We start from the raw sequence: 22273 nt of genomic DNA, 5'->3' as shown, positions 1-22273 counted from the left end.
GGCTCACTGGAACGAATAGAGCCGGATGAGATCGCTCGGCGCGACAAACAGCTCCCGCGTGCGGTCAAAGCCCGCCTCGCGGCCGAGCCTCGCCCATGTCGACGGGGTCTCGGGATAGTCAGCCTGCGAGATATGTCCCCACACGACCTCCCACTCGGCGTCGTCATAGGCGCTCCAGTGTGGACGCTGGGCCTCAAGGCGTCGCATCCAACCCTCCCGGCTTTCGCCGTCCGGGCGGGAGTTCTCGTAGACCAGAAAACGCCCGCCTTCGCCAAGGAACACTCGGATGGCCCGCATGAGGCGCAACTTCTCCTCGGTCTGAAAGTGATGCAGCGACAGCCCTATCCAGACCACATCCACTGAATCCCGGCGCGCCGGCAGCAATTCGGCGAAATCCCCATCATGGAGGGTATAGGGACAACCGAGCGCGGGCAGCCGTTGATCGGCCATATCGAGAGCCGCGCGCGACAGATCTATCCCTTCATAGTGTGACACGGCCGTTCCCTGGAGCGCTGGAAGGCTCGCGCTTGCATCGCCGCAGGCGATGTCGAGAAAGGAGAACGGACGGACGATTTCAGACACGAGGATATGATGCAGGCACGCATAGGCCTCGCGGTGGAAGAGATAGTTGTTATCGATCATCTTCCGATAGATCTGCCAGTCGCGCTGGAAGATCTGCTGGGTAGGCAGGTCGGCACGGGCCGGCCGCGCTTCCGACTGGGCAAGTGGCTCCATCATCGCCTCCGGTGCGCGCTGCCGGCGCCGAGCAGAGCCGGGATCGGACTGGGGCTGCGGCAAACCGACAGCAGCCACCAGTCTATCATGTCCGCACCGCAGTTCTTCCCGGCGAGCCTCGCCTTTCGATAAGGCAGAGGCTCCGATTGTCTCGCTAGAGCGTGACCACCTGCTGCGTGTGGATCGACTCGTCGGCGGCGAGCACGATCTTCAGGCTTTTCACGCCATCGTTCATGTGATCCGTCAGATCGAGATCCTCTTCGATCGCCTTCAGCAGGTAGAGTTGCTCACGCTCGCACAAGGCATTGTGATCCGGCTCGTCGGAGACGTCGATGCGCTCGTCCGGCCTGCTCATGTCGGCATAGTGGCGAAGGATCTGGCTGGTCTTGGTGTGGGCGTTGATGTCATCCGACTTCACGCCCGCATTGTTCTCGGCCATGACGATCGAGGCCGAGCCCTTCGGCCCGAACACGTCCTTCACGAAGAAGGCCTGCTCCGAAACCATCGGCCCCCAGCCTGCCTCGTACCAACCGACCGAGCCGTCCTCGAACATCACCTGCAACTGGCCGTAATTGTTGATCGGCACTTCGTCCGTCAGTCGTGCGCCGATGGCATGCACGCGCACCGGCTTGGCCGAGGTCATCTGGCACATCACGTCGACATAGTGCACGCCGCAATCGACGATCGGCGGGAAGCTCTGCATCAGCCGCTTGTGCCACTCCCACGTCTCGCCATTCGACTGCTGGTTCAGATTCATGCGGAAGACCAGCGGCGTGCCGAGCTCGCGCGCGATCTCGATGAACTTGATCCAGCTCGGGTGCTGGCGAAGGATATAGCCGATGACGAGCTTGCGGTTCGTCCGCTTGGCGACTTCGACGACGCGTTCGGCATCGGCGGCCGAGATCGCCATCGGCTTCTCGACGAAGACATGCGCGCCCGCTTCCATCGCCTTGATGGCGAAGTCGGCATGCGTGTCCGGCATGGTGTTGACCGAGACGACGTCGGGCTTCAACTCCGCGAGCGCCGTCTCGAAATCGTTGAACTTCGCGATGCCCTGCAGCTGCGGCGGCAGCTCGACCTTGTCGATGTTGCGCGTGCAGAGACCCACCAGCTCGTATCCGTCGATCTTGGCATAGGCGAGAGCGTGGCTCATGCCCATATTGCCGAGACCGACGACGAGAACCCGTTGCTTGGCCATATCGCTCACCCCTGTCCGATCCTGATGACATTGCCCGTTCGGGCTGATTCCTCCGCCGCAAGCGTCGCTTCCAGCGCCGCCGCCGCATCCGTCGGCACGCCCATCACCGGCGTCTCGCCGGCCAGCGCGCAATTCGCGAAATAGGAGAACTCGTCCCTCAGCGCGCCGCCGCGCACGCCGTTGAACTCCGGCCAATAGGTCGTGTCTGGGCTGTGCAGCTTGTCGCTGGAGACAATGCCGAGATTGGGGAAGGTATCCTGAACGTGGATGATGCCTTCCGTGCCGATGATCGACATGCGCTCGTCAATGTCGAACGGCGTCTTCTCCGGCATGCACCAGACCGTCTCCAGCGTCGCGGTCGCGCCGCTCTCGAAGCGGTACATGGTCTGGCCGATATCGGGATGCTTCAAGTTGCGGACCGAGATCGTCTGCGCATAGGCCGAGACGATTTTCTCCCCGGTGAACCAGAGCATGATGTCGGTGTCGTGGATGGCGTCGCCGACGATCGGTCCGATCTTGTTGAGGATGGTCGGCGTCCAGGCGGCGGGAATGTTCCGCCGCGACGACAGCGCTACGATCTTGCCGATCTTGCCGGCGTCGATCGCCTGCTTGGCCATGCGGTAGCGCGGATTGAAGCGGACGATATGGCCGACGAACAGGATGCCCTTGGCGCCCTTCGACGCTTCGATGATGGTGCGAGCATCCTCAACGGTCGAGGCGATCGGCTTTTCCAGAAAGACGTGCTTGCCCGCCTTCAGCGCCGCGACGGCGGGGCCGACATGCTGGTCCCACATCGTGCAGATCGACACCGCGTCGATCTCGGGATCGGCCAGCATGTCGTTGTAATCGGCATAGGTCTTGGCGACGCCGAACTTGGCGCCCATCGCGGCGAGGCGATCCGGCTGGCGCGTGCAGAGTGCCGCAAGCTCGAGATTAGGAACGCCGATGATCGTCTCGCAGTGGATCTCGCCGAACCAGCCGAGGCCGATGACGCCGATGCGCAGCCTGTCCATGTCTCTCCCCCTCAGAAATCTTCGAGCGTCAGTTCGCGCGACATGACGATGTTGCCCGCCGTCAGTCCGCAATCGACCGGGATCGCCGCGCCCGTCACCGCGCTGGCAGCGTCCGACGCCAGGAAGGCGACGACGCGGGCCACCTCGATCGGGTCGACGATGCGACCCAGCGGATACCAGCGCTGCAGCGTCTCCAGCACCTTCGGGTCCTTCTTCGCCCGCTCGTCCCAAAGCGGCGAGCGCACCGTGCCTGGCAGCACGATGTTGGCGCGGATGCCATAGCGGCCATATTCCATGGCGAGCGCCTTGGTGAGCGCGATCATGCCGGCCTTGGCGGCGCTATAGGCGGGGTCGCCCAGCGCATGCAGCGCGTTGACCGAGCCGACATTGACGATCGACCCGGAACGCCGCGCCACCATACCGGGAAGCACCGCATGGGCGCAGGCATGCGCACCGCCGAGATTGCCGTTCATCTCGGATTGCCAGGCGGCCGGGTCGGTCTGGGCCAGCGTCGGATGATGCGAATAGCCGGCATTGTTGACGAGGATGTCGATGTCATCGGCCGAGGCGAACGCAGTCGTGACGGCCTCCGCCGATCCGATATCAACGACCGCCACCTTGGCAGCGATGCCCTCGGCCGCGAGGCTTTCGGCCAGGCCCAGAACCTTGTCGCTCTTGTCGAGCGCGAAGATGGAAGCGCCCTCGCCGCCGAACAGCCGGCAAAGCGTCTGCCCGATGCCGCCCGCGGCGCCGGTGATGGCAACGCGCTTGCCCGCAAATGTCGCGCTCATGGTGAATTCCTCATTCCCGTTTCCGTCCGACGCGCCGCCCTCACTCGAACCAGCCGTCTTTGAGGTAGCGCATGTATTCGAACACCACGCCGTGCTTCAGCACGAACACGACCTCGAGAAACTCGCCGACAATGAAGGGCGGGATCAGGATCTCGACATCCCTGAGATGCGGTTCCAGTTCCTTCACCCGGTAGGCGACGTGCGGCGTGTTCTTGATGATCTCAGGCACCGGGCTATCCGGCGCGTAGCGCAGGAACTCGATGTGCTCGGGGTGGTTTCGCGGATTGGTGACCCAGATCCGGCTCTGCTCGACCCAGTTTTCATCCGGCTGCGGCTCGGTCGTGGTGATGCCGACATGGTCGAATTCAAACATCCTACCCCCCCGCAAAGATGAAGGGCGGCGGCACGCTGGCGCCGCCGCCCTATCTATCAGAGCGCCGCTTGGATCGCGGCGACGTCGACGGCCTTGTAGGCATCCGAAAGCTGGAAGGCGTCCGCGTCGGCCTTCACCTTGGCGTGGTCGAAATCATTCGCCGCCGCGATGAACTGGTTGGTGGTGACGTCGGCAGCCTTGAACACCTTGGAGACCTGGCCGATTTCGGCGATCGCATCGAAATAGCCCTGCCAGCTGTCCTCGATGTGGAAGCCCCATGCCTTGCGCTCATCCCAGCGCGCATGCATCAGCGCCGTCTGCTGCATGAGCGACTCGGTCGCGACGGTGGGATCCATCTGGCTGGCGAGACCCGGGAACTGCTCCATGGTGATCTGGGTCGCGGCGCGCGGATTGATCCAGCCGAACTCCATGCCCATCGCCCAGCCGCGCAGATACTTCTCATAGGCCGCGACCTTGGCCGGATCGGAGAGATCCGACTTGCGGATCACATAGGAGTTGGCTGGGAACTTGGAGACGTTCTTGCCGAGCAGGTAATCGAAATCGAGCCCCTGCCCGCGCCACTGCGCGCGCAGACCTTCCCACGACAGCGCCGCGTCGGCCTGGCCCTGCGCCAGCGCCTGGCCCCAGGCGCTGACCTCGACATACTTGACCTTGCTGGTATCGACGCCGGCCGCCGCCAGCATGGGATTGGTGATCGCCTGCCAGCCGGAGGAGCCGAGCGCGATGGTCTTGCCTTCGAGACCCTTGAGGTCGGCCGGGGCCTTGCCTTTCGGGAAGGCCAAGTTGAACACGTCGCCGGCCATCACGTGATAGGCGGAGACGAGGTCCATGCCCTGCTCCAGGCCGAGCGACAACACGCCGGGCGACGGATAGCCGAAATCGGACTGGTTCTGGTCGACCAGCTTGACCGTCGCGGTACCGTCCTGCGGACCAGCCTCGATGACGGTCTTCAGGTCGCCGAAATACCCGTATTTCTGGCCGACCCAATAGGCGAAGTCGTCCAGCACCTCGAGCGTGCCGCGCGGCGACACCCAGCGGACGGTGATCTCTTCGGCTTCCGCCATGCCCGTGCCGCCCAGGCCGATGGCCGAGATGGTCACGCCCGCCGCTGTCACCTGCAGAAGCCGGCGACGATTGATCATCAGGTTCGATAGGTCAGTCATTGCAGTTCCCTCGTTTCTGTCAGGCAACGATCGGCGTCAGGCTTCCCAATTGGCCCATTTCTTACCGACCCAGAAGAAGAACACGTAGATCGAGATGCCGATGATCGCGAGCAGCGTGATGACCGCGAAGAATTGCGGCATCCGGATCATCGACGAATAGTAGTTGAGACGGTTTCCGAGCCCCTCCGCGCCGCCGACCATCTCGGCGCCGACCGTGGTCAGTAGGCCGAAGATCGAGCCGACCATCAGGCCGACGATGATCATCGGCATGGCCATGGGAATGCGGATCTTGGTGAAGATCTGGAAGGTCGAGGCGCCGAACGAACGGGCGAGCGCGATCTTGGCGAGATCGACGCGGCGGAAACCGGTGGCCGAGTTGATCATCACCATCGGCCCGGAGGCGAGGGCCACCGCGATGATGCGCGGCTCCCAGCCGAAGCCGAAACGCAGCACCAGCAAGGGCACGAGCGCCAGCATCGGCGTCGTCACCAGCAGCAGGATGTAGGGCGTGACGATCTTCTCGGCGAAGGGAAACTGCGTGATCACCGCCGCCAGCACGAAGCCGATCGAGGCGCCGATGGCGAAGCCGATCAGCAGCTCGCAGATCGTCACGACCAGGTGTGGCCAGATGAACTTCCATTCGGTGATCAGCGCCATGCCGATCTGGCTCGGCTTCGGCATGATGTATTGCGGCACCTGGAAGATGCCAAGCAGAAGCTCCAGGCCGCCGATGATGACCACCGCGACCAGGATGATGATGAAGGTCTCGAAGGCGCTGCGGCCGCCGCCCGAGGTGAGCGAGGCCAGGCCGCCGGAAAGGCTGGCGCCGCCGGCGGTGTCGGGCTTGGCGCCGAAAGTCGGGATCTGGTCGCGAAGTTGGCTGTCCACGTGCACTATCCTTGAACTTTGACTGCGACCGTCAGGCTTTGCGGTGGTCGATCATCGCCTTGATGGCATTGACCCGCTCGATGAAGGCCGGCGTCGACTGCACGTCGACGCCGCGCGGGCGCGGCAGGTCGACATCTACGATCTCCTGAATCCGACCGGGACGCGCCGACATCACGACGATGCGGTCGGCGAGAAACAGCGCCTCGACGATCGAATGAGTGATGAAGATGATGGTCTTCTGCGTCTCCATCCAGATTTCCTGGATCAGCAGGTTCATCTCGTCGCGCGTGAAGGCATCGAGCGCGCCGAACGGCTCGTCCATCAGCAGCACGGACGGATTGACCGCAAGGCTGCGGACGATCGAAGCGCGCTGCTGCATGCCGCCGGAAAGCTCGCGCGGCATCTTGGTCTCGAAGCCCTTGAGGCCGACGCGCTGGAGCAGCGCCTGGATCCGCGCTGTATCCGGCGGAATGCGCTTCAGTTCGAACGGCAGCTCGATGTTCTTCTCGAGATTGCGCCAGGGCAGCAGGTTCGCTTCCTGGAAGATCATCGCGATCTCCGGGTGCGGCTTCAGGATCGGCTCCTGGCCCAGCCGGATCTTGCCGGCGCTGAGGCCATGCAGCCCCGCCATCGACCAGAGCAGCGTGGACTTGCCGCAGCCGGACGGCCCGAGGATGCAGAGGAACTCGCCCTCCTTGACCTCCAGCGAGACATTGTCGAGCGCATGCACGACCCCGCTTCGCGCCTGGTAGAACTTGCTGGCTCCCTCGACGACCATTTTGGCCGGTGCGGCCGCGCCTGCGCGCGACAAGCCAAGAGCATCGATAGCGTTCACGCTAGCGCCCCCACATTCCCTGAAAGCTGCCGGCGGCCTTTGCGGCTCGTCCCGTCAGCTCTGTTCCCCGTCCGCCCTTATTGGCGGTTCATTCCTGAAATGATGTTACAATAATTCGATCTCCGCAAGGCCGAATGCCGGCGCGGGCGAAAACATCCGCCTGCCCTCGAAGCCAAGCCTTTCTGCGGAATATGTTCGATCGCAATACAAAATAGTCCGTGCCGCCATGTGGAACGCACGTGCCGCGCCCCGCGGTAGCGTCCTTGTCGAAGCCGTGAAAACATGTAATTCAATTTCTTGCGTCCATGGTCGCGGCGGTCGCCTGCCATCGGACTCGGCTCGCGGGACGCGAAGACAGGCGGCGGGTCGGAGCTGCCGTCGCATCAAGCCTTGAAGAGACTGCCGGATGCCCTCGCGAAAGCCCCCCGTCTCCACCGCTGCCATCGACATCGTCTCGCGGATCGAGCGGGTGGAAACCGACCTTTCGCCGGCCGAGCGGCGCGTCGCGGAAGTGGTGCGGCAGGATTTCGAGGCGGCAACGCGGCTCACCATCGCCGACCTCGCCAGCAAGGCAGGCGTCAGCCAGCCGACGGTGACGCGCTTCTGCCGTTCCGTGGGCTGCCGCTCGTTCAACGAGTTTAAGATCGGCCTGGCGACGACCCTGACCGTCGCCGCGGTCTATCTGCGCTCCGACCGCGTCTTCAGCGACGATGTCGGCCAGCTGGCGCAAACGATCATGATGCGGGCCGCCACGACGGTGCGCGAGACGCTGGACCAGTTGGATACTGCGGCCGTGGGCGCCGCCATCGACGCCTTCGCCAAGGCGCGGCGCATCGATCTCTATGGGCAGGGCGGCGGCTCGGCCGCGATGATCGAGGATGCGAAGCTGCGCCTGTTCCGGCTCGGCATTCCCGTCTCGGTCTACACCGACGGCCACCAGATGCGCATGTCGGCGGCGACGCTGCAGCCGGGCGATGCCGTGTTCGCGATCTCCAACAGCGGCAATTCTCGGGCCGTGATCCAGGCGGTCGAGATCGCCGGCTCGTTCGGCGCGACGACCGTGGTGATGACCCGGCCCGGCACGCCGCTTGCCAAGGCGGCCGGAACCGTCATCCCGATCGTCATCGAGGAGGATGGCAACATCCTGCTGCCAACCCCGTCACGTTACGCGCATATGGCGGTGATCGACACCATCGCGGCCGGCGTGGCGGTCAAGCTAGGCGGCAAGGGTCGCGAAGCACTCCGCCGCGTCCGTTATACGGTGGCCAGCATCGGGATCGCGATCCCGACGCCATCGACGGATCCCGGCCCCTTGAACCAGGCCGTCCGGCCCGACGAATAGAAGTCGCCGTATCAGCGCTTGGGGAGCACATCCGCCTGGGCGAGCAACCGGCCATCCGCCTGCACCTCGCGCAGCAATCGGCTGAGTCCCTCGTCCGAAACCAGGTCGATGGCCTCGCTGAGATTGCACCAACGGCGCTTGCGTTCGCCGCGCTCGCGCCACTGCAGCAGGGTTCCACGGACGCGCAGGGCGAACACCGTGACGATGCAGTCGACGGTCGACTGGTCGCGCAGAATCTTCTCGTAATTGTAGGAGCCCAGCGCGCGGTCATCGACGTCGCCGATCACGCCGGCTTCCTCGAAGGCCTCCGTAGCCGCACTCTCATGCGCCGAGCGCCCCTCGGCGAGCCAGCCCTTCGGGAACAGCCAGCGGCCCCGCTCGCGCGAGGTGACGAGCAGCACGCGAATATCGCCATGCTTGTTGCGCCGCCAGGGCAGCGCGCCGAACTGCTGGAAGGAATCTCCGTCCTCGATCGGGGTCCGGCGGCGCGATGGCCGCTCCAGGATCAACTCGTCCATCAGATCAAGCCTCCGACATCCCAACGCACAGGGGCGGCGAGGAAACACTCAAGCCGGCGCGCATGGCAAAGCACCGCGAGCAGGTCGCGGTCGCAGGGGAAGTCAGGAAGAACGAAAGCGTAAACATGGATAGCTCCGGCTAGGTGCACCCGGCACAGCAAATTGGCCGCAAATCGACGATCTGAGGTCCCCGGAGTGGAAGAACTGCGCGGTAATCAGCTCGACAAAATGCCACTCCGGGAGAAATCGCGCGTTTTCCCGGGCAGCCTGGCAACAAAAAATCGGATCATCATAGACATGATGAAATCCATAATCCGCGAATCTGACTAAACTATGATGCACCCTAGGAAAATGTGACCCCGATCACAAGCAATATGTCCCCCTCACTGTCCAAAGCGCCCCTCGAGAATGGCCCGAAGGTTGAGCCGATGTAGAAGAGATGCCGGCTTAAGACGCAGTTGAGTAAAATACGGGCCCAATGGTTGCCCATCTCGCCATGGTTCCTCCTTCACCTTGAACGTCGCGGCGGCGGACATGCCTGGGGACAGACAAGACCGCCTTTGTCCGGTGGCCCGTCCTGCCGAAGCCATCGACTCATCGACGGAGTTGCCGGCTTCCGCTGCGTCTGGCATCCCGCGGCGCCAATCCTTCTAGCGATCAGCGCTGACGAAGAACGCCGCACGGGGTTAATAGGATCATAATCTCCTTTCCCTGTTGCGGGGCCGCTACAGCGCCAAATCCCCTACGTAAGCTAAGGGAAGGATGAACTTTCGCGTGGAGGGGGGGGGGGATTTCATGCGCGCTCTTTATTTGGCGGCCATCGCTGCCGTGGTCACGTCTTCTGCCTGTGCGGCTGACCTCGCACCCGAGCCGGCTCCGGTCGCGCTTCCGGAGGCGTTCAACTGGACGGGCTTCTACGCCGGTGTTCATGGCGGCTATGGTTGGGCGAAGACGGACGGTGACTATTTCGCCCCCGTCGAAACACCGCAGCCGGATGGTTTCTTCGGTGGTGGACAAGTCGGATACAATTTCGAGTTCTCGAACAAGGTAGTTCTCGGCGTGGAGGCTGATGCCGCCTGGGCCGACCTCTCCGACGACACCGTCTACAACAACACCTTCATCTTCCCCTACTCGCTGGGATACCAGGCCAAGGTGGAATCCTTCGGCACCGTGCGCGGCCGCGCCGGCTATGCCATCGACCGCTTCCTGCCCTATGTCACAGGTGGCTTCGCCTGGGCCAACACCGAACTCGACAGCCAATTCACCCAGTCATTCCCGGTGCCGTTTGATAGCCACGGCTCCGATACGCAGACCTTCACCGGATGGACGGTCGGCGCCGGCTTCGAATACGCTTTCGCAGGCAATGTCACGGCCAAGGTCGAATATCTCTATGCCGATCTGGGCTCGAAGGACTTTCACCTTGGCGACGCCGGCCCGTTCCCGGTCGATCTGAAGATGCAGACGGCAAAGCTCGGACTGAACTACAAGTTCTGAGCCCGAGCCTTTGGTCCCGCCCGGTCGAAAGCGGTGGCTACCGCCACCGCCGAACCCGGAAATGGATGAGCCGCGGCGCGCCGTCCGCCGACAGGCGGATCATGGACCGTTTCCGGGGATGGCTGCCTTGGAATTCTGCTGTGCTAGAATGCGCCGCCGGGGAAGCCTTTGAACCCTGGCCACGCCCCGAACTTGACCGCCCGCTGGCCTTCGCATCGCCGCGGGCTTTCTTTTGCAGCCGGGCGAGCCTCTGCCATGCCACAGCTAAGGCGGAACTAAATTCCGGCTGCCTTCATTGTCGATGGCGGACGTGGCGTCGCGTTACTTGGCGTCATGCGGAGATCGGTGCCCACCCTTCCCGCAGTCCGGGGCGTTCGCGCTTCGGGCCGTCCGCACCGGGCTGGGATCGGTCGACGGGAAGTGGCCATTGCAGATGGAGGATCCGCCAAGTGGGCGCTGACCCGCAGACAGCCGCACACTGCCAAAACCACTTTGTCGATACGATTGGAAGCAATGAGGTAAGTGGTTGGTCGGAACGGCAGGATTTGAACCTGCGACCCCTTGTCCCCCAGACAAGTGCGCTACCAGGCTGCGCTACGCTCCGTAACCATCGGATCCGAAAATCCGCTTATCCATCAAGGGCCTTGGCCCTCAAGCGGTGTGAACCGCGCCGGTCAGTCTCTGGTCGACTGCCGATGCGCCGCTGTTAGCATGGTTCGCGCGCGCTTGTCACCGGCTATTCGACCCCGGCGCTCCATGCCATGCGCATTTCCAGTGGATGGATTGCGCGATGCCGGAAAAAGGGCCGGCCACCTTGCCCGCCCTGGCCTAGCGCACGTTATCGAGGATGCGCTTGCACTCCAGCAACTCCATCAGCGTCGCCTGCAGCCGCTCACGATCGCCATGGCCCAGACCGGAAGATGCGGGCTGCTGCGCAACGGCATGGCGTTCGGCAGCGCGCGCGGGCGATGCCGGCGGCGCTGAATGCCTCTCCGGCGGCGGCTCCAAATAGTCGTCGTCCCCGCCATGCGGGCGATGCTGCGAAAGCTGCGGCTCGCGGCGGCTGGAAGCCTGCGGAGGCGCATAGGGCGATTCGCCCCGCGCGGAGCCGGCGCCGCGCTCGGGCGGCGACGGCAGATCGGCTACCAGGGGCGGAAGATAGTCATCGGCCGAGGACGGCAGATCCGGCGGCGCGGCCGGAATGCGGGAATGCTGAGGCGGTGCGGGCTCTGCCTGCGACCTGCTGTGGAAGGATGACTCCTGGGGCAGCGGCCTTTCGCCGGCGACGCGGATGGAGGGCGCGGCGTGGTGGCGTTCGGGCGCCGAATCGGCCCGCGCGCCAAACATCGGCTCGCGACGGCCATGGTCAGCCGGCTCTGGCGCGTCGTCGAAATCGTCGAGATCGGAAGCGGGCTCGAAATCGATGTCCTGGGCGCTGTCGGCGCCGTAATCATCGGGCTCGTCGCCCTCGGGCGCTGGATCGAGACCCATGCCCTGCCCGGCCGCGATCACATGGCGCGGCCCCTGTTCCTTCAGGATCCGCTGCACGCCCTTGATGGTATAGCCTTCGCCATAGAGCAGCCGCCGGATGCCGCGCAGCAGGTCGATGTCGTCGGGGCGATAGTAGCGACGGCCACCGCCGCGCTTCATCGGTTTGATCTGGGTAAACCGGGTCTCCCAAAACCGCAGGACGTGCTGCGGCAGGTCGAGTTCCTCGGCCACCTCACTGATCGTCCGGAACGCGTCAGGACCCTTGGACATCAACTCTCACGCTTCGGCGCCCGCTTCGTCCGACTGCGGGATCACTCATCCTCGGATGTGTCATGCCCGTTCGGGACAAGTGAGCCGTTGATCCTCTGCTTGAGGACATTGCTGGGCTTGAAGACCATCACGCGGCGCGGTGCGATCGGAACTTCTTCGCCCGTCTTCGGATTTCGCCCGACCCGCTCGCCCTTGGAGCGGACCAGGAAGGACCCGAATGACGACAGTTTGACAGATTCGCCCCGGACAATACACGCGCTGATCTCGTCAAGAACCGACTCGACCAGGTCGGCGGATTCCGTTCGCGACAATCCCACCTTCTGATACACCGCCTCACAAAGGTCGGCGCGCGTGACAGTCTTGCCTGACATGGTCTCGTTTCCCGATGTTATGCTTGGCGACCCAACGTCACTTCCCCATTGGCAAGCCTATTGCCAGAGCAAGGACCGGTCAACGTCCTTGATCCTAAGGTGCGGGCATCTATGGCAGATTTCCTACCAACGAAGCAGGACGGAGCCCCAGGTGAAGCCGCCACCCATGGCTTCGAGCAGGATCAGGTCGCCGCGCTTGATGCGGCCATCGTCGCGCGCGACCGAGAGAGCGAGCGGGATGGAGGCGGCGGAGGTGTTGCCGTGCAGTGAAACCGTGCGCACGACCTTTTCGCTCTCGATGCCGAGCTTCTTGGCGCTGCCGTCGATGATGCGAAGATTGGCCTGGTGCGGCACGAACCAGTCGACATCGTCGGCGCCGTAGCCGGTGGCCCGGAAGGCGTCCTCGATCACGTCGGTGATCATGCCGACCGCATGCTTGAAGACCTCGCGGCCCTCCATGCGCAGATGGCCGACCGTGCCCGTCGAGGACGGGCCGCCGTCGACATAGAGCTTTTCGCGGTGACGGCCGTCCGAGCGCAGATGTGTCGTCAGCACGCCGCGGTCCTCGCGCGTGCCATCCTGGACGGAGGCCCCGAGGATGACCGCGCCGGCGCCGTCGCCGAACAGCACGCAGGTGGTGCGGTCGGTCCAGTCGAGGATGCGCGAGAAGGTTTCCGCGCCGATGACGAGGATCCGCTTCGCCTGGCTGGCGCGGATGAACGCGTCGGCCGTCGAAAGCGCGAAGACGAAACCGGAGCAGACCGCCTGCATGTCGAAGGCGGCGCCATGCTCCATGCCGAGCTTACGCTGGACGGTGACGGCGGTCGCGGGAAAGGTATCGTCCGGGGTGGCAGTGGCGACGATGATCATGTCGATCTCGCCGATGGTGAGGCCCGCATCGGACAGCGCCAGCTTCGCAGCGGCCGTCGCCAGATCCGACGTCAGCTCGCCTTCGGCGGCGATGTGGCGTTCGCGGATGCCGGTGCGCTGGACGATCCAGTCATCCGACGTTTCCACCATTTCCGACAGCTGGGCGTTGGTCAGGGTCTTCTCGGGCAGGTAGCTGCCGCAGCCGAGAACGACCGAACGGATGAAACTCACATCGCACCTTCATCGACGATCGCTGCCACACCCCGCGCGAAGCCCGCGCGATGGTAGTCGGAGAGATCCTGATTGATCTTGGACAGGAAGTCGTTCTTGGCCATGCTGTAGCCGACTTCGATGGCATTGGCGAAACCGACGCCGTCGGTGCCGCCATGGCTCTTGATGACGATTCCGTTCAGGCCGAGCAGCACGGCGCCGTTGGAAGCGCGCGGATCCAGCTTCTGGCGAAGCTGCTGGAACGCGCCCTTGGCAAACAGGTAGCCGATCTTGCCCATGAGGGTGCGGCTCATCGCGTCGCGCAGATGGGTAGAGATCTGGCGAGCGGTGCCTTCGGCCGTCTTCAGCGCGATGTTGCCGGCGAATGCCTCGGTGACGACGACGTCGACCGTACCCTTGCCGATATCATCGCCCTCGACGAAGCCCATATAGCGCAGGTGCTTGAGGTCGGCCTCGCGCAGGAGCTGCCCGGCGACGCGGACCTCCTCGAGGCCCTTCATCTCCTCGACGCCGATATTGAGCAGGCCGACGGTCGGCTTCTCGACATCGAGAAGCGCGCGGGCCATCGCGCCGCCCATCATGGCGAAATCGATCAGCTGCTGCGCATCGGCGTTGATGGTCGCGCCCACGTCGAGCACGACGCTCTCGCCGCGCAGGGTCGGCCAGATGGCGGCAAGCGCGGGGCGCTCGATTCCGGCCATGGTGCGCAGGCAGAACTTCGACATCGCCATCAGCGCGCCGGTATTGCCGGCGGAGAGCGCGGCATCGGCCTCGCCCTTCTTCACGGCTTCCAGCGCCCGCCACATGGACGATTTCCAGCGGCCCTTGCGCAGGGCCTGGCTGGGCTTGTCATCCATCTGAACGGTGACGTCGCAATGCGTGAAGGTGGAGGCCGCCTTCACGCGTGGGTAGGATTCGAGAAGCGGAAGAACCGCCTTCTCCTCGCCGAAGAGCTGATAGCGCAGCTCGGGACGACGCACGAGGGCTATGTCGGCGCCCGCGAGCACTGTCGCGGGGCCGTTATCGCCGCCCATCGCGTCGATCGCTATTCTAATCGCTTGAACCATTCCGCCCCTGTTCGACGCGGCCGCTCTGAGCGAAGGCCCGGCGACGACGGCGCTGGAAAATAACTGTTTCGGCCGGTGAGACAACAGTCTTTCAATCACCGTGTGGCCGATTCATGGCCCTTTGCTATCATTTGTCGCGCAGCTTCGACAGGGCGGCAAAGGGCGACGCAGCGTTTTCCGCGCCCTCTTCCACCGGATCCTGCAGGCTCGCGCCGGGCGCCCGCGGATAGGGATCGAGCGCCAGCGCCAGCTGCTCGGCCAGGATCGGTCCGAAATCGATCGAATGGCCTTCCAGCGGCTCCGGCGGGTCTTCCTCATCGTAGATGACGATGACTTCGGCCTCGGCGACCGTCTTCGGATCCTCGGCAATGGCGTCGGGCGGCAGGAAGCTCAGCGAGAATCGGTGATCGATATGCGCCGGCACCGGCTGCAGCGTCACGACGCAGGCCTGGACGACTTCGGCGCGCAGGCGGCCATCCACCTTGACGCCCTTCGGGCCCCAGGGCTTCAGTTCGACATCGGCCTCCAGCGATACCAGTCCGAGCAGGTCGAACGCCGTCTGCAGGTTCTGCCGCTCGGCCGCGTTCGCCACGATGTGCTGCTTCACGCCGGCATTGCCGAGATGCGAGACGTCGATATTTCGGGTCAGGGAAAGCTCAGTCATCATGCCGCCGCGGAGGGTGTGGGAAGGGAGGAATAGTCGAGTTTGCCGGAGAGAATCACCGGCAGCGGCTGCGCCGCAAGCGCCACGACGGCCGCCTCGACATAGTCCGCGATGCGCTCGCCCACGCCTGCCGGGGCGCCGTCCGGGAACACGTTGCGCTCGATTGCATCGACGAGCTTGGCCCGCTCGCCGGACAGCAACGCCTCGTCATAGGCGCGAATGCGGCCGAAGAAGGCTTCGGCCATCTTCTTCAGCTTCTTGGGCACGGAAATATCGCCGACACCCATTTCACGCAGCGTGCCGTCCATGTCCTTGAGGAAGATGTCGAACACATCCTGGCCGACCTGCCGGTCTTCGGAGGTCTCGTCCTTGAGTCGGTGGAACAGCAGGAACCCATGCAGGACGATCATGTCGAAACGGCCATCCAGCGTATCCGGCACGGCGAATTCGGTATAGAGCGCAGGTTGCCGTGCCTGCGCCACGATGGCGCCGTAAAGCGAATATGCTATGGCCTCGTTCCTGCGATTGCGAGTGAACAGGCGGCGGAACATTCGACCGATCTCCAAATCTGGTTGGTCAGCTTGGGCATGGGGGCGGCGCTCTCCTGCCAGAGATGGTGCTGCCCGTTGCCCTTGCAAGGATGATTGCCACGAGCCCTAGCGCACGCTAGGGAGAATGCCAACCCAGTGACTGGGCGAGGAGAATGGAATGGAGTTCAGCATGAGAGATCGGCGCTTGGCAGTCAGCCCCATCGTGCGGCGCGCCAGCGTTGGCATGCTGGCGGCGGTTGCGATCGTTTCGCTCGGCGCGTGCACGAAGATTGCAAGCGGCGCCGGCGGGCTTGGCGGCCTGAACGAGACGTATCAGTCCGGCTATGTTCCCCCGCGCAACGCGGTCGAGCAGGTACCGGTCGGCGCCAGCCGCGAGCAGGTCCAGATCGTGCTCGGGTCGCCGTCGACTTCGGCGGAATATGACGGCGAGGTCTATTATTACATCAGCCAGACCCGCAAGCGTCCGGTCGCCTTCATGAACCGCAAGGTCGTCGACCAGAAGATCCTGGCCGTCTATTTCAACAAGAAGAACGAAGTCGAAAAGGTCGCCAATTACGGCATCCAGGACGGCAAGATCTTCGACTACGTCAGCCAGACGACGCCGACCGGCGGCAAGGACCAGGGCTTCCTCGAGCAGGTCCTCACCGGAACCGTCGGCATGGGCGCCAATCCGTTCGGCGGCTAACACCGAGCCGCTCCGGCGAAACGAATCAAAAGGCCCTCCCCGCGTCGCGGAGAGGGCCTTTTTCTTTGCGTAGGCGAGCCTGCCCTACTGCGCGAGGACGGCCAGCAGCAGCAAGGCCACGATGTTCGTGATCTTGATCGCCGGATTGACGGCCGGACCGGCCGTGTCCTTGTAGGGGTCGCCGACGGTATCACCCGTCACCGAGGCCTTGTGCGCGTCCGACCCCTTGTAGTGGGTCTGCCCGTTGGCATCGACGAAGCCATCCTCGAACGACTTCTTGGCATTGTCCCAGGCGCCGCCGCCCGAAGTCATCGAGATGGCGACGAACAGGCCCGTCACGATCACGCCGAGCAGCATCGCGCCGACGGTCGAGAAGGCCTCGCTCTTTCCGGCGATCCAATAGATCAGGAAATAGACGACGATCGGCGCCAGCACCGGCAGCAGCGAGGGAACGACCATTTCCTTGATCGCTGCCTTGGTCAGGATATCGACGGCGCGGCCGTAATCCGGCTTCTCCGTGCCGGCCATGATGCCCGGCTTGTCGCGGAACTGGCGGCGCACTTCCTCGACGATCGCGCCGGCGGCGCGACCGACGGCGGTCATGGTGATGCCGCCAAAGATATAGGGAATCAGGCCGCCCAGCAGCAATCCGACCACGACATAGGGATTGGAGAGGGTGAAGTCCGGAATGACGCCCTTGAAGTACTGGAAGGCCGTCGAGCCCTCCTTGTTCGCCTCGGTGATGAAGTAGGTCAGGTCGTAATTATAGGCGGCGAACAGGACGAGCGCGCCGAGGCCGGCCGAACCGATGGCATAGCCCTTGGTGACCGCCTTGGTGGTGTTGCCGACCGCGTCGAGCGCATCGGTGGACTTACGCACTTCCTTGGGCAGGCCGGCCATTTCGGCGATGCCGCCGGCATTGTCGGTGACGGGACCGAAGGCATCGAGCGCCACCACCATGCCGGCCAGCCCCAGCATCGTCGAGACCGCGACGGCGGTGCCGAACAGGCCCGCCAGCGAATAGGTCGAGATGATGCCGGCAACGATGACCAGAGTCGGAAGCGCCGTCGATTCGAGCGAGACGGCCAGGCCTTGGATCACGTTGGTGCCGTGGCCGGTTACCGAGGCCTGGGAAATCGACCGGACCGGACGATAGCCGATGCCGGTATAGTATTCGGTGATCCAGACGATCAGCCCGGTGACCGCGAGGCCGACGAGGCCGCACAGGAACAGGCGGGTGCCGGTGATGGTGAAGCCGGCAGCGGTGCCGATCTCGCCCCATCCGATCAGCAACTGGGTCGCGATCGCCAGGCCGATGATCGACAACAGCGCCGAGGCAATGAAGCCTTTGTAGAGCGCGCCCATGATCGACTGGTTGGCGCCGAGCTTGACGAAGAAGGTGCCGGCGATCGAGGTCAGGATGCATACGGCGCCGATGCCGAGCGGATAGAGCATGATGTTGCCGAAGATCGGCGAAGCAGCGAAGAAGATCGCCGCCAGCACCATCGTCGCCACTACGGTCACGACGTAGGTTTCGAACAGGTCGGCCGCCATGCCGGCGCAATCGCCGACATTGTCGCCGACATTGTCGGCGATGGTGGCCGGGTTGCGCGGATCGTCCTCCGGAATGCCGGCCTCGACCTTGCCGACGAGGTCGCCGCCGACGTCCGCACCCTTGGTGAAGATGCCGCCGCCGAGGCGGGCGAAGATCGAGATCAGCGAGGCGCCAAAGCCGAGCGAGACGAGCGCATTGATGACGATGCGATCATCCGGCGAATGGCCGATGATGCGGGTCAGGATGAAGTAGTAGCCTGCGACCCCAAGCAGCGCGAGGCCCGCCACCAGCATGCCGGTGATGGCGCCGGACTTGAAGGCGATCTCGAGGCCCTCGGCGAGGCTCTTGGTCGCCGCCTGCGCGGTGCGGACATTGGCGCGAACGGACACGTTCATGCCGATGAAGCCGGCGAGGCCGGAAAGAATGGCGCCGATCGCGAAACCGATCGCAACGGTCAGCGACAGCAGCCAGGCGACGATGACGAAGATCACCACGCCGACGATGGCGATGGTCATGTATTGCCGCCGCAGATAGGCGCTGGCGCCTTCCCGCACCGCAGCGGCGATTTCCTGCATTCTGGCAGAGCCGGCGTCGGCCGCGAGGACCGAACGGGTCGCCCACACGCCATAGGCGAGCGCAAGCAACGCACATAGAATTATGAGATAGATCACGTCCACATTCCTCCTCTGGCCGGCCCGTTTCTGACGGCCGTCCGAGGACGCCGCGCCGGCTGAACCGTGCGGCGGGAAAGAGCAGCGTTCCTCCCAGCTTTTCCCCCCGTAAAGCGAGTTGAGAACGGCTTTACGACGCGGTCAAGCTTTCTCCCTGCCGGCCGTTCTTTGCAGCCAGAACGACCAGGCCAGTGCCGCGAGGCTCAACATCACAACCGGGAATACGATCATGTTGATGAAGGCCCAGCCCGGTCCGCCGATCAGCTTGCCGGAGAGTAAGGATGCTGTAGCTGCTGACCCTAAGACAAGGAAATCATTCAGACCCTGTACTTTGCCGCGTTCTTCGGGGCGATAGGTTTCCGCCAGCATCGCCGTGGCGCCGATGAAGCCGAAGTTCCAGCCGAAGCCGAGCAGGATCAGCGTGATCCAGAAGTGCGCCAGCGTAATTCCGGTGATGCCGACAAGCGCGCAGGCGACCAGCAACGCCATGCCGGCGATGACGATTCGGTCCTTGCCGAATCGAACGATCAGCTTGCCGGTGAAAAAGCTCGGTCCGTACATGGCCAGAACATGCCACTGGATGCCCAATGCGGCGTCGCTCTGGGTCAGGCCGCAGCCGATCATGGCAAGCGGCGCCGCCGTCATGACGAGGCTCATCAGCGCGTAGGACGAGATCGCGCAAAGGACTGCCGCGATGAAGCGAGGCTGGCGCGCAATCACGGCAAGCGGCCGTCCTCCCGATGCATTCAGCAGCCTTGCCGCATGCGTAGGCGGCGGCGCGACATCCCGCAACAGGCTCGCGATCAGCAGACCGATACAGCCCAGGATCGCCGCCGCGAGGAAGCTGCCGGCAAACATAATCGGGCTCAACCAGTCATTGGTGAAGATCACCGTCTGCGGGCCGATGATGCCGGAGAACATGCCGCCGGCCATCACCAGCGACATCGCCTTGGTGCGCACCGCCGGGCTGCCGGCGTCGATCGCCGCGAAGCGATATTGCTGGTTGAAGGCGCCCGACATGCCGACCAGGAAGAGCGAGGCGACGAACAGCCAGAACGAGCCCTGCAGCAACGCGAACACCGCCAGCAGGCCGCCTAGGATGGCGGGGGCAGCTCCCAGCACAAATCCCTTGCGGCGGCCGATCCGGCTCATCAGCATGGCGGCGGGAATGGTGGTCAGCGCCGCGCCCACGGTGGAGGCGGTGATGGGCAGCGTCGCCAGCGACTTGTCGGCCCCGAGCAGGTAGAAGCCGGCAAGGCCGCCCAGCGTCACCGCAATGGGCAGGATGGAGGCGTTGACCGCATTGGCCGCCATCAGCACGACGGCATTGCGGCGGACCTGACGATCCAGTTCGACGGAATTCTGGGTATCCACGAGCGCTCTCCTGCGCCCGCCCGGAATCGGCAGCGCTACGTCGAGGCAAAATCGTCTAGCAGAAAAGCGTGGGGCGATCAGAAATGATCGTGCGAAGACCGTCCGAGCGAAATGGCGTTCCCCTGCGCGTCGGTCACGACCGGCGGCCCCTGCCCCTCGACGATGCGACCGATCACCGCGACGCGTATGCCGGCGCGATCGGCGGCCGCCCGATAGGCGGCAAACCGGGCTTCCGGCATGGTGGTCAGGATCTCGTAGTCGTCGCCACCAGTCACGATGCTCGCAAACGCGGTCGGGTCGGCGGCGATTAACGCCCGGGCGGCATCGGAGAGCGGCACGCGCGCCGCCTCGACGACGGCCGAGACGCCCGAGGTGCGGGTGATATGGCCGAGGTCGCCGATCAGCCCGTCCGAAATGTCCAGCGAGGCGGAGGCGAAGCTGCGGACGGCTTCCGCTAGCCCCAGGCGAGGCTGGGGATGCAGGTAGCGGTCGAGCAGGTGGGAAGCGCCCTCGCCCGCCGCGCTGCCGTCTATCGTGCCCAGACGCAGCCGCAGGCCCAGCGCCGCGTCGCCGATCGTGCCGGACACGACGATGACGTCGCCAAGCGCCGCGCCGGCGCGGCGGACGATGCTGCCCGCCGGCACCTGGCCAAGCGCCGTGACGGAGAGCATCAGCCCGTCCGGGGATTTGACCGTGTCACCGCCGAGAAGCGGAATGCCGTAGCGCCGCTGGTCTTCGGCAAGACCCGCCGAAAAACCGGCCATCCAGTCTTCCGTCCAGTCGGCCGGCAGCGCCAGGCCGAGCAGATAGCCGATCGGCGTCGCGCCCTTGGCGGCGAGGTCAGAAAGATTGACCCGAAGCGCCTTGCGGGCAATCGATTCCGGCGGATCGTCGGGAAAGAAATGAACCCCGGCCGCGACCATGTCCTTGGTCAGGACCAGGTCGAAACCGGGCTCCGGACGCAGCAGCGCCGCGTCGTCGGTCAGGCCGAAGGCGCCGGGATCATCCGCCAGCGGGCGGAGATAGCGGGCGATCATTCCGAACTCGCCGGGACGTTCCCCCCGCTCCGGCATGCTCAGCCCTTGTCGACTTGCGGCTCGTCGGTGAACTCGTCGGCCCGCAGCCGGCGGGCCACGGTGTCGAGGACGCCATTGACCATGCGCGGCTCATCGCCGACGCCGAAGAAGGCGCGGGCGATGTCGACATATTCGGTGATGACGACGCGCGCCGGGACGTCCTTGCGGCCCATCAGTTCGTACGCGCCGCAGCGCAGGATGGCGCGGAGCGTCACGTCTATGCGCTTCAGCGGCCAGTCCGAGGTCAGCGAGACATGGATCGCCGGGTCGAGGTTGCGCTGCTCGCGCACGACGCCGGCGATGATGTCGCGGAAGAAGGCGGCGTCCGCATCGCGATACTGGTCGCCATCGACTTCCTTGCCGAGGCGATAGTTCTCGAATTCGGCGACGACCTCCGTCAGCGCGGCCCCGCCGACATCAAGCTGGTAGAGCGCCTGAACGGCCGCAAGCCGGGCCGCGCCCCGCTGGTTTGCCGGACGGAACATCCGCGGCGATGGCGGGGCGTTGTCAGCGGTGGTCATGATCAGAGGCCGAATTTGGTGCGAAGGGCGACCATGGCGAGCGCGGCCTCGGCGGCGGCGCCGCCCTTGTTCTTCTCGCTGACGCGGGCGCGGGCATAGGCCTGCGCGTCGTTCTCGACGGTCAGGATGCCATTGCCGATCGCCAGCGATTCGATCACGGCCATGTCCATGATGGCGCGGGCCGACTCGTTCGCGACGATGTCGTAATGCGAGGTCTCGCCGCGGATCACGCAGCCGAGCACCACGAAGCCGTCATAGCTGACTTCGTCTTCGTCCATCGCGGCCAGCGCCATGGAAAGGGCAGCCGGGATCTCGAGCACGCCGGGAACCGACACGCGATCGAACGTCGCGCCGGCAGCCTCGATGGCGAGCTTGGCGCCATTGAACAGTTCGTCCGAAATCTCGTCGTAGAAACGGGCGTCGATGACGAGGAGATGGGGGGCCGATTCGCTCATGTTGAGGCTCTCACTTTGACCGGTCACCCGGATAGGAACGGGCGGCAGGT

The 22273-nt window shown here is 64.5% G+C and carries 22 protein-coding genes, 1 tRNA gene and 1 pseudogene; 3 read left to right on the top strand and 21 right to left on the bottom strand.

Features of this window, described 5'->3' with window-relative positions; translation table 11 throughout:
• Positions 1 to 3 precede the first annotated feature (3 nt).
• The 8 genes from ACHMWQ_RS14785 to ACHMWQ_RS14750 form a co-directional block, all read right to left on the bottom strand.
• Positions 4 to 813, bottom strand: coding sequence for a class I SAM-dependent methyltransferase (locus tag ACHMWQ_RS14785; RefSeq protein WP_396308028.1), 810 nt, complete (start codon positions 811 to 813; stop codon positions 4 to 6).
• A gap of 76 nt (positions 814 to 889) precedes the next feature.
• Complete coding sequence (locus tag ACHMWQ_RS14780; RefSeq protein ID WP_396308027.1) at positions 890 to 1933, bottom strand: Gfo/Idh/MocA family protein; 1044 nt, start codon at positions 1931 to 1933, stop codon at positions 890 to 892.
• Between the two features lie 5 nt (positions 1934 to 1938).
• Positions 1939 to 2946, bottom strand: coding sequence for a Gfo/Idh/MocA family protein (locus ACHMWQ_RS14775; protein ID WP_396308026.1), 1008 nt, complete (start codon positions 2944 to 2946; stop codon positions 1939 to 1941).
• Positions 2947 to 2957: 11 nt separating this feature from the next.
• Positions 2958 to 3737 carry an SDR family oxidoreductase gene (locus tag ACHMWQ_RS14770; RefSeq protein ID WP_396308025.1) on the bottom strand — a complete coding sequence of 260 codons (780 nt, stop codon included), beginning with the start codon at positions 3735 to 3737 and terminating at the stop codon, positions 2958 to 2960.
• A 40-nt stretch (positions 3738 to 3777) separates the two neighbouring features.
• A complete protein-coding gene (locus ACHMWQ_RS14765; protein WP_354549063.1) occupies positions 3778 to 4110 on the bottom strand; it encodes a hypothetical protein in 333 nt (110 codons plus the stop codon).
• A 56-nt stretch (positions 4111 to 4166) separates the two neighbouring features.
• Entirely contained in the window at positions 4167 to 5294 is a 1128-nt protein-coding gene (locus tag ACHMWQ_RS14760; RefSeq protein ID WP_396308024.1) for an ABC transporter substrate-binding protein, read from the bottom strand.
• A gap of 36 nt (positions 5295 to 5330) precedes the next feature.
• Positions 5331 to 6182 carry an ABC transporter permease gene (locus ACHMWQ_RS14755; protein ID WP_396308023.1) on the bottom strand — a complete coding sequence of 284 codons (852 nt, stop codon included), beginning with the start codon at positions 6180 to 6182 and terminating at the stop codon, positions 5331 to 5333.
• A gap of 31 nt (positions 6183 to 6213) precedes the next feature.
• Positions 6214 to 7017, bottom strand: a complete 804-nt coding sequence (locus ACHMWQ_RS14750; RefSeq protein ID WP_354549060.1) for an ABC transporter ATP-binding protein — start codon at positions 7015 to 7017, stop codon at positions 6214 to 6216.
• Positions 7018 to 7423: 406 nt separating this feature from the next.
• Between ACHMWQ_RS14750 and ACHMWQ_RS14745 the strand changes: the two genes are divergently transcribed.
• Positions 7424 to 8359, top strand: coding sequence for a MurR/RpiR family transcriptional regulator (locus tag ACHMWQ_RS14745; protein WP_396308022.1), 936 nt, complete (start codon positions 7424 to 7426; stop codon positions 8357 to 8359).
• Between the two features lie 11 nt (positions 8360 to 8370).
• Here ACHMWQ_RS14745 and ACHMWQ_RS14740 read toward each other — a convergent pair whose 3' ends face one another.
• Positions 8371 to 8877, bottom strand: a complete 507-nt coding sequence (locus ACHMWQ_RS14740) for an NUDIX hydrolase (RefSeq protein ID WP_396308021.1) — start codon at positions 8875 to 8877, stop codon at positions 8371 to 8373.
• A gap of 795 nt (positions 8878 to 9672) precedes the next feature.
• Here ACHMWQ_RS14740 and ACHMWQ_RS14735 point away from each other — a divergent pair.
• Positions 9673 to 10371: an outer membrane protein gene (locus ACHMWQ_RS14735; RefSeq protein ID WP_396308020.1), complete on the top strand. Its 699-nt coding sequence runs from the start codon at positions 9673 to 9675 to the stop codon at positions 10369 to 10371.
• Between the two features lie 527 nt (positions 10372 to 10898).
• Here ACHMWQ_RS14735 and ACHMWQ_RS14730 read toward each other — a convergent pair.
• The 7 genes and pseudogenes from ACHMWQ_RS14730 to ACHMWQ_RS14700 form a co-directional block, all read right to left on the bottom strand.
• A tRNA-Pro gene (locus ACHMWQ_RS14730) sits at positions 10899 to 10975 on the bottom strand.
• A gap of 913 nt (positions 10976 to 11888) precedes the next feature.
• Positions 11889 to 12132: pseudogene (locus ACHMWQ_RS14725) on the bottom strand (MerR family transcriptional regulator); the annotation flags it as partial.
• Positions 12133 to 12173: 41 nt separating this feature from the next.
• Entirely contained in the window at positions 12174 to 12503 is a 330-nt protein-coding gene (locus ACHMWQ_RS14720) for an integration host factor subunit alpha (RefSeq protein ID WP_266342306.1), read from the bottom strand.
• A gap of 123 nt (positions 12504 to 12626) precedes the next feature.
• The gene (locus tag ACHMWQ_RS14715; RefSeq protein ID WP_354549055.1) at positions 12627 to 13604 is read right to left on the bottom strand and encodes a beta-ketoacyl-ACP synthase III; all 978 of its coding nucleotides are present in this window, start codon (positions 13602 to 13604) and stop codon (positions 12627 to 12629) included.
• Complete coding sequence (gene plsX, locus ACHMWQ_RS14710; RefSeq protein WP_354549054.1) at positions 13601 to 14671, bottom strand: phosphate acyltransferase PlsX; 1071 nt, start codon at positions 14669 to 14671, stop codon at positions 13601 to 13603. Before plsX ends, ACHMWQ_RS14715 begins: the two co-directional genes overlap by 4 nt.
• Positions 14672 to 14798: 127 nt before the next feature.
• Positions 14799 to 15335: a YceD family protein gene (locus tag ACHMWQ_RS14705; protein ID WP_396308019.1), complete on the bottom strand. Its 537-nt coding sequence runs from the start codon at positions 15333 to 15335 to the stop codon at positions 14799 to 14801.
• On the bottom strand, positions 15335 to 15886 hold the full coding sequence (locus ACHMWQ_RS14700; protein ID WP_396308018.1) for a ubiquinol-cytochrome C chaperone family protein: 552 nt from the start codon (positions 15884 to 15886) through the stop codon (positions 15335 to 15337). The genes ACHMWQ_RS14705 and ACHMWQ_RS14700 overlap by 1 nt, the downstream gene beginning before the upstream one ends.
• Positions 15887 to 16055: 169 nt before the next feature.
• On the opposite strand from ACHMWQ_RS14700, the gene ACHMWQ_RS14695 reads away from it, so the two are divergent.
• Positions 16056 to 16571, top strand: a complete 516-nt coding sequence (locus ACHMWQ_RS14695) for an outer membrane protein assembly factor BamE (protein WP_354549050.1) — start codon at positions 16056 to 16058, stop codon at positions 16569 to 16571.
• 84 nt (positions 16572 to 16655) lie between these two features.
• Here ACHMWQ_RS14695 and ACHMWQ_RS14690 read toward each other — a convergent pair whose 3' ends face one another.
• From ACHMWQ_RS14690 to ribH, 5 genes are all read right to left on the bottom strand, one after another.
• On the bottom strand, positions 16656 to 18803 hold the full coding sequence (locus ACHMWQ_RS14690; RefSeq protein ID WP_354549048.1) for a sodium-translocating pyrophosphatase: 2148 nt from the start codon (positions 18801 to 18803) through the stop codon (positions 16656 to 16658).
• A 135-nt stretch (positions 18804 to 18938) separates the two neighbouring features.
• A complete protein-coding gene (locus ACHMWQ_RS14685) occupies positions 18939 to 20171 on the bottom strand; it encodes an MFS transporter (RefSeq protein ID WP_396308017.1) in 1233 nt (410 codons plus the stop codon).
• Between the two features lie 77 nt (positions 20172 to 20248).
• Positions 20249 to 21208, bottom strand: a complete 960-nt coding sequence (gene thiL, locus ACHMWQ_RS14680; RefSeq protein WP_396308016.1) for a thiamine-phosphate kinase — start codon at positions 21206 to 21208, stop codon at positions 20249 to 20251.
• A gap of 38 nt (positions 21209 to 21246) precedes the next feature.
• Complete coding sequence (nusB, locus tag ACHMWQ_RS14675) at positions 21247 to 21768, bottom strand: transcription antitermination factor NusB (RefSeq protein ID WP_396308015.1); 522 nt, start codon at positions 21766 to 21768, stop codon at positions 21247 to 21249.
• 2 nt (positions 21769 to 21770) lie between these two features.
• Entirely contained in the window at positions 21771 to 22223 is a 453-nt protein-coding gene (ribH, locus tag ACHMWQ_RS14670; RefSeq protein ID WP_354549043.1) for a 6,7-dimethyl-8-ribityllumazine synthase, read from the bottom strand.
• Positions 22224 to 22273 lie beyond the last annotated feature (50 nt).

Source organism: Kaistia sp. UC242_56 (genome assembly GCF_044452255.1).
Classification (GTDB): Bacteria; Pseudomonadota; Alphaproteobacteria; order Rhizobiales; family Kaistiaceae; genus Kaistia; species Kaistia defluvii_A.
Note: the sequence above shows the minus strand (reverse complement) of the source record. Positions and strands in the feature narration are given on the sequence as shown.

What these genes read in the sequence shown, in the direction of transcription:
- ACHMWQ_RS14770 (WP_396308025.1), bottom strand. Translation starts at nt 3,737, where the DNA reads ATGAGCGCGACATTTGCGGGCAAGCGCGTTGCCATCACCGGCGCCGCG.
- ACHMWQ_RS14775 (WP_396308026.1), bottom strand. Translation starts at nt 2,946, where the DNA reads ATGGACAGGCTGCGCATCGGCGTCATCGGCCTCGGCTGGTTCGGCGAG.
- thiL (WP_396308016.1), bottom strand. Translation starts at nt 21,208, where the DNA reads ATGATCGCCCGCTATCTCCGCCCGCTGGCGGATGATCCCGGCGCCTTC.
- ACHMWQ_RS14740 (WP_396308021.1), bottom strand. Translation starts at nt 8,877, where the DNA reads ATGGACGAGTTGATCCTGGAGCGGCCATCGCGCCGCCGGACCCCGATC.
- ACHMWQ_RS14760 (WP_396308024.1), bottom strand. Translation starts at nt 5,294, where the DNA reads ATGACTGACCTATCGAACCTGATGATCAATCGTCGCCGGCTTCTGCAG.
- ACHMWQ_RS14720 (WP_266342306.1), bottom strand. Translation starts at nt 12,503, where the DNA reads ATGTCAGGCAAGACTGTCACGCGCGCCGACCTTTGTGAGGCGGTGTAT.
- ACHMWQ_RS14745 (WP_396308022.1), top strand. Translation starts at nt 7,424, where the DNA reads ATGCCCTCGCGAAAGCCCCCCGTCTCCACCGCTGCCATCGACATCGTC.
- ACHMWQ_RS14735 (WP_396308020.1), top strand. Translation starts at nt 9,673, where the DNA reads ATGCGCGCTCTTTATTTGGCGGCCATCGCTGCCGTGGTCACGTCTTCT.
- ACHMWQ_RS14765 (WP_354549063.1), bottom strand. Translation starts at nt 4,110, where the DNA reads ATGTTTGAATTCGACCATGTCGGCATCACCACGACCGAGCCGCAGCCG.
- plsX (WP_354549054.1), bottom strand. Translation starts at nt 14,671, where the DNA reads ATGGTTCAAGCGATTAGAATAGCGATCGACGCGATGGGCGGCGATAAC.
- nusB (WP_396308015.1), bottom strand. Translation starts at nt 21,768, where the DNA reads ATGACCACCGCTGACAACGCCCCGCCATCGCCGCGGATGTTCCGTCCG.
- ACHMWQ_RS14695 (WP_354549050.1), top strand. Translation starts at nt 16,056, where the DNA reads ATGAGAGATCGGCGCTTGGCAGTCAGCCCCATCGTGCGGCGCGCCAGC.
- ACHMWQ_RS14700 (WP_396308018.1), bottom strand. Translation starts at nt 15,886, where the DNA reads ATGTTCCGCCGCCTGTTCACTCGCAATCGCAGGAACGAGGCCATAGCA.
- ribH (WP_354549043.1), bottom strand. Translation starts at nt 22,223, where the DNA reads ATGAGCGAATCGGCCCCCCATCTCCTCGTCATCGACGCCCGTTTCTAC.
- ACHMWQ_RS14780 (WP_396308027.1), bottom strand. Translation starts at nt 1,933, where the DNA reads ATGGCCAAGCAACGGGTTCTCGTCGTCGGTCTCGGCAATATGGGCATG.
- ACHMWQ_RS14705 (WP_396308019.1), bottom strand. Translation starts at nt 15,335, where the DNA reads ATGACTGAGCTTTCCCTGACCCGAAATATCGACGTCTCGCATCTCGGC.